At 71.2% G+C, this 4,464-nt stretch carries 5 protein-coding genes; all 5 read left to right on the top strand.

Features of this window, described 5'->3' with window-relative positions:
* Positions 1-121: 121 nt before the first annotated feature.
* On the top strand, positions 122-532 hold the full coding sequence (locus HKK72_RS36400) for a beta-class carbonic anhydrase (RefSeq protein ID WP_187238940.1): 411 nt from the start codon (positions 122-124) through the stop codon (positions 530-532).
* 1 nt (position 533) lies between these two features.
* Entirely contained in the window at positions 534-1,355 is an 822-nt protein-coding gene (locus HKK72_RS36395) for a hydroxypyruvate isomerase family protein (RefSeq protein ID WP_187238939.1), read from the top strand.
* On the top strand, positions 1,352-2,239 hold the full coding sequence (locus HKK72_RS36390; protein ID WP_187238938.1) for a 2-hydroxy-3-oxopropionate reductase: 888 nt from the start codon (positions 1,352-1,354) through the stop codon (positions 2,237-2,239). Before HKK72_RS36395 ends, HKK72_RS36390 begins: the two co-directional genes overlap by 4 nt.
* A 2-nt stretch (positions 2,240-2,241) precedes the next feature.
* The gene (gcl, locus tag HKK72_RS36385) at positions 2,242-3,957 is read left to right on the top strand and encodes a glyoxylate carboligase (protein WP_315987627.1); all 1,716 of its coding nucleotides are present in this window, start codon (positions 2,242-2,244) and stop codon (positions 3,955-3,957) included.
* A gap of 42 nt (positions 3,958-3,999) precedes the next feature.
* Positions 4,000-4,464: aldehyde dehydrogenase family protein (locus HKK72_RS36380; protein WP_187238937.1), on the top strand; the 465-nt coding region annotated here is incomplete at its 3' end.

Below are 4,464 nucleotides of genomic sequence, written 5' to 3'. Positions count from 1 at the left end.
GGCCAAGAAAGAAGCCCTGGAAAAGGTCGGCGTCCGGGTCGGCAAGACGCCCACCGAGACCGCCGGCCTGCTGCGCGAGGTGCTCGCCGCCGTGCCGGCGACGGCTTCGTAGGGAGATGCCGTGAGCCAGACCGATCTCCTGGTCGCCCGGCAGGCGCTCCGGCGCCCGCTGGTCACACTGCCCCAACGGCCGAGCTCGCAGATCGCCATCCTCAGCTGCATGGACGCCCGGCTCAACGTCTTCGCCATCTTCGGGCTGGCCGAGGGCGACGCCCATGTCATCCGCAACGCGGGCGGATGCGTCACAGGCGACGCGATCCGCTCGATCGCGCTGAGCCAGCAGGTCGGCGGCACCCGCGAGGTCGTGCTCCTGCACCACGAGGACTGCGCCGCGGTCCCCGATCCCGAGACCGACCTGCGACGCTGTCTCGGCCGGCTGAGGAGCACGTTCCTGCTTCCGCACACCGACGCGATCCGCGGCTTCCTGTACGAGGCCGGTGGCGTGCTGCGCGAGACACATCCTGAGGAGTGAGATGCGCTTCGACATCAACCTTTCCATCCTGTTCACCGAACTGCCCCTGCTGGAGCGGCCCGCCGCGGCGCGGGCCGCGGGCTTCGACGCGGTGGAGCTGTGGTGGCCGTTCGGCGTTCCGGTGCCCGGCGACCACGAGGTCGACGCGCTGCTCCGGGCGCTGTCCGACGCGGGCGTCCGGCTCGTCGGCCTCAACTTCGACGCCGGCGACATGGCGGCAGGAGAGCGGGGGTTGCTGTCGAGGCCGGACGGTGCCGCCCGCTTCCGCGACAACGTCGACGTGGTCGTCGGGATCGCCGAGGAGACCGGCTGCCGCGTGCTGAACGCGCTGTTCGGCAACCGGGTGCCGGACCTGGACATCCACGCCCAGGAGGAACTCGGTGTCGCCAACCTCGACGTCGCCGCGAAGGCCGCGCTGAGGTGCGACGCGACGGTCGTCGTGGAAGCGCTCAACTCCCACGAGAGCCCGGAGTATCCGATCACCTCCTCGGAGGCGGCGCTCCACATCATCGACCGGGTCCGCGAGCAGGCCGGCGTCGCCAACGTCGCCTTCCTCGCCGACCTCTACCACCTCGCCCGGATGGGCGAGGATCCCTTCACCGTCATCGAGCGGCACGCAGCCCGTTTCGGGCACGTCCAGATCGCCGACGCACCGGGCCGCGGGCAGCCGGGCACGGGGGAGATCCCCTACGGCTCCGTGCTCGACGCCCTCGAAGCCTCCGGATACGCGGGCCACGTCGGTCTGGAGTACAAGCCCGTGGGGCCGAGCGCCGACAGCTTCGCCTGGCTTCAGGCCGGGCGGCGCATTGAGGAGAACGCATGACGACCATCGGATTCATCGGCCTCGGCATCATGGGCGGCCCGATGGCCGCCAACCTGGTGCGGGCCGGTCATACCGTCCTCGGATACGACCTGGGCGAGGCCCGGGTCGAGGCACTGGTGCGGGCCGGCGGACGCGCGGCGACCGACGTGGCCGACGCCTCGGCCGCCGACGTCGTCATCACGATGCTGCCGGACTCTCCGGACGTCGAGGCGGTGGCCCTCGGCGAGGGCGGCGTACTCGAGCACGCCAAGCCCGGCGCGCTCTACATCGACATGAGCACGGTGCGTCCCGAGACGGCCCGCCGGCTGGCCCAGGCCGCGGCGGTGAAGGGCGTGCGCACGCTCGACGCCCCGGTGAGCGGAGGCGAGCCGGGCGCCATCGAGGGCCGGCTGTCGATCATGGTCGGCGGCTTGCGGGAGGACTTCGACGAGGCACTCCCACTGTTCGACGTCCTCGGGGCCACCATCGTCCTCGTCGGCCCGGCCGGCGCCGGGCAGACGGTGAAGGCCGCCAACCAGCTCGTCGTCGGCGGCACCTACGCGCTGGTCGCGGAGGCGCTCGTCCTGCTGGAGGCGTCCGGACTGGACGGCAAGACGGGCCTCGACGTCCTCGCCGGCGGCCTGGCCGGCAGCCGCATCCTCGAGCTCAAGCGGGAGTCGATGGTCGAGCGGCGGTTCGCTCCCGGTTTCCGCATCGACCTGCACCACAAGGACATGGGCATCGCCATCGCGGCGGCCCGGGACGCCGAGGTGGCCCTGCCGATGACGGGGCTGGTCGCCCAGCTCGTGGCGGCGGCGCGCAGCCAGGGGCACGGGGCGCTCGACCACTCGGCCCTGCTCAAAGTGATCGAGAACCTGTCCGGCCGCGCGCCGGTGAAGGAGTGAGCGTGAACAGAATCCCCTGCATGGAGGCCGTCGTCAGGGTGCTGGAGTCGGAGGGCGTCGACACGGTCTTCGGCATTCCCGGTGCGGCGATCCTGCCTCTGTACGCGGCCTTGCGCACGAGCCCGATCCGGCACATCACGGTGCGGCACGAAGAGGGCGGCACCCACGCGGCGGACGGATGGTCCCGGGTCACCGGCAACGTCGGGGTGTGCATCGGCACCTCGGGCCCGGCCGGCACCAACATGATCACTGGCCTCTACACGGCGCTCGCCGACTCCATCCCCATCATCTGCATCACCGGGCAGGCCGAGCGCGCGAAGCTGCACCAGGAGTCGTTCCAGGCGGTCGACATCGTCGAGATCGCCAAGCCGGTCTGCAAATGGGCCGTCCAGCTCAAGGAGCCCGCCCAGGCGCCGTGGGTCTTCCGGGAGGCCTTCCGCATCGCCCGCTCTGGCCGGCCCGGTCCCGTCCTCATCGATCTGCCGGTTGATGTGCAGCGCGGTGACTGTTTCTACGCACCGGAGCTCGACGGCCCGCTCGACGTGGAGGTCCCGGGCCCGCGGCCCGAGCCGGTGCGGGCGGCGGTGGAGATGCTGCTCGGCGCGGAACGGCCGCTCATCCTGGCCGGCGGCGGCGTGATCGTCGCCGACGCCGCCGAGGAGCTGCGTGCGCTGGCGGAGTATCTGCAGGTTCCGGTCCAGGTCACCCTGATGGGCAAGGGCGCCTTCCCCGAGGACCATCCGCTGTTCGCGGGCATGGCCGGCCTGCAGACCCAGACCCGATGGGGCAACGCGGCGTTCCTGGAGTCCGACCTCGTGCTCGCCGTCGGCGCCCGGTTCGGCGATCGGCACACCGGCGATCTGGCGACCTACCGCCGGGACCGCCGGTTCGTCCACGTCGACATCGAGCCGACGCAGATCGGCAAGGTCTTCGAGCCCGAGCTCGGCATCGTCGGGCACGCCCGGCCCACGCTGGCCGCCATGCTCGGCCAGGCGCACGCGCTCACACCGGCTCGGAGCGCCGGCGAGTGGCCCGCGCGGGTCGGCGAGCTCCGCGGCACCCTGCGACGTCGCGACGACTTCGACGACACTCCCATCAAGCCCCCGCGCGTCTTCCGGGAGATCAACGACGTCTTCGAACGGGACACCACGTTCGTCACCGCGATCGGGCTCTACCAGATCTGGTCCGGCCAGTTCCAGGAGACGTTCCTGCCGCGCCGCTACCTGGTCTGCGGCCAGGCCGGTCCGCTGGGCTGGGAGATCCCCGCGGCGATGGGGGTGAAGTGCGCCTTCCCGGAGCGCAAGGTCGTGGCCGTGGTCGGCGACTACTCCTTCCAGTTCCTCATGGAGGAGATCGCGGTCGCGGCGCAGTACGAGATCCCGTTCGTGATCATCATGATCAACAACGAGTACCTGGGGCTGATCCGCCAGGCCGAGATCCCGTACGGCATGAACTACGCCGTGGACCTGCACTACGGCGAGGGCGGCATCGACCACGTGAAGGTCATGGACGCCTTCGGGTGCCCGGCGCGGCGGGTCGAGCGGCCAGAGGAGATCGCCGCGGCTCTGCGGTGGGCCGACGAGGAATCCGAGCGGTCCAGGTTGCCGGTCCTCGTCGAGGTCATGGTCGAGCGCGAGGCCAACGCGGCGATGGGGCCCTCGCTTGACGCGATCAAGGAATTCGAGCCGGTACCCGAGCTCGCGCCGTTGACCGACTGATTATTTTTACTCACGTATTGCATACAGTATGCGGAGATCGTCATGGGCTATGTGATCAAGCCGGGGACCTCCTGGGACAGCGCCTACAACCGCTGCCTGGCCGTCGCCCCCGAGGCGTTCGACGACGACCGGGTGTCCAACCTCTGGGGCGGGCACTGGCACCGGGACGGTGACCCGGTGCCCGCGACCTCGCCCGTCGACGGCACCCGCATCGCCGGCCCGCCGATGCTATCCGCCGACCAGGCGGCGGCGGCCGTACGAGCCTCGGTCGACCGGCACCGGGAGTGGGGGCGGGTCCCGCTCGCCGACCGCAAGGCCAGGGTCAGCGCGGCGCTCGACGCGCTCACCGAGCACCGCGACCTGCTGTCGCTCCTGCTCGTCTGGGAGATCGGCAAGCCGTGGCGGCTCGCGACCGCCGACGTCGACCGGGCCATCGACGGAGTGCGCTGGTACGTCGAGGAGATCGACCGCATGGTCGAGGGCCGCCGGCCGCTGGACGGGCCGGTG

Origin of the sequence: Actinomadura sp. HBU206391, assembly GCF_014323665.1 — a bacterium.
GTDB lineage: Bacteria > Actinomycetota > Actinomycetes > Streptosporangiales > Streptosporangiaceae > Actinomadura_C.
Note: the sequence above shows the minus strand (reverse complement) of the source record. Positions and strands in the feature narration are given on the sequence as shown.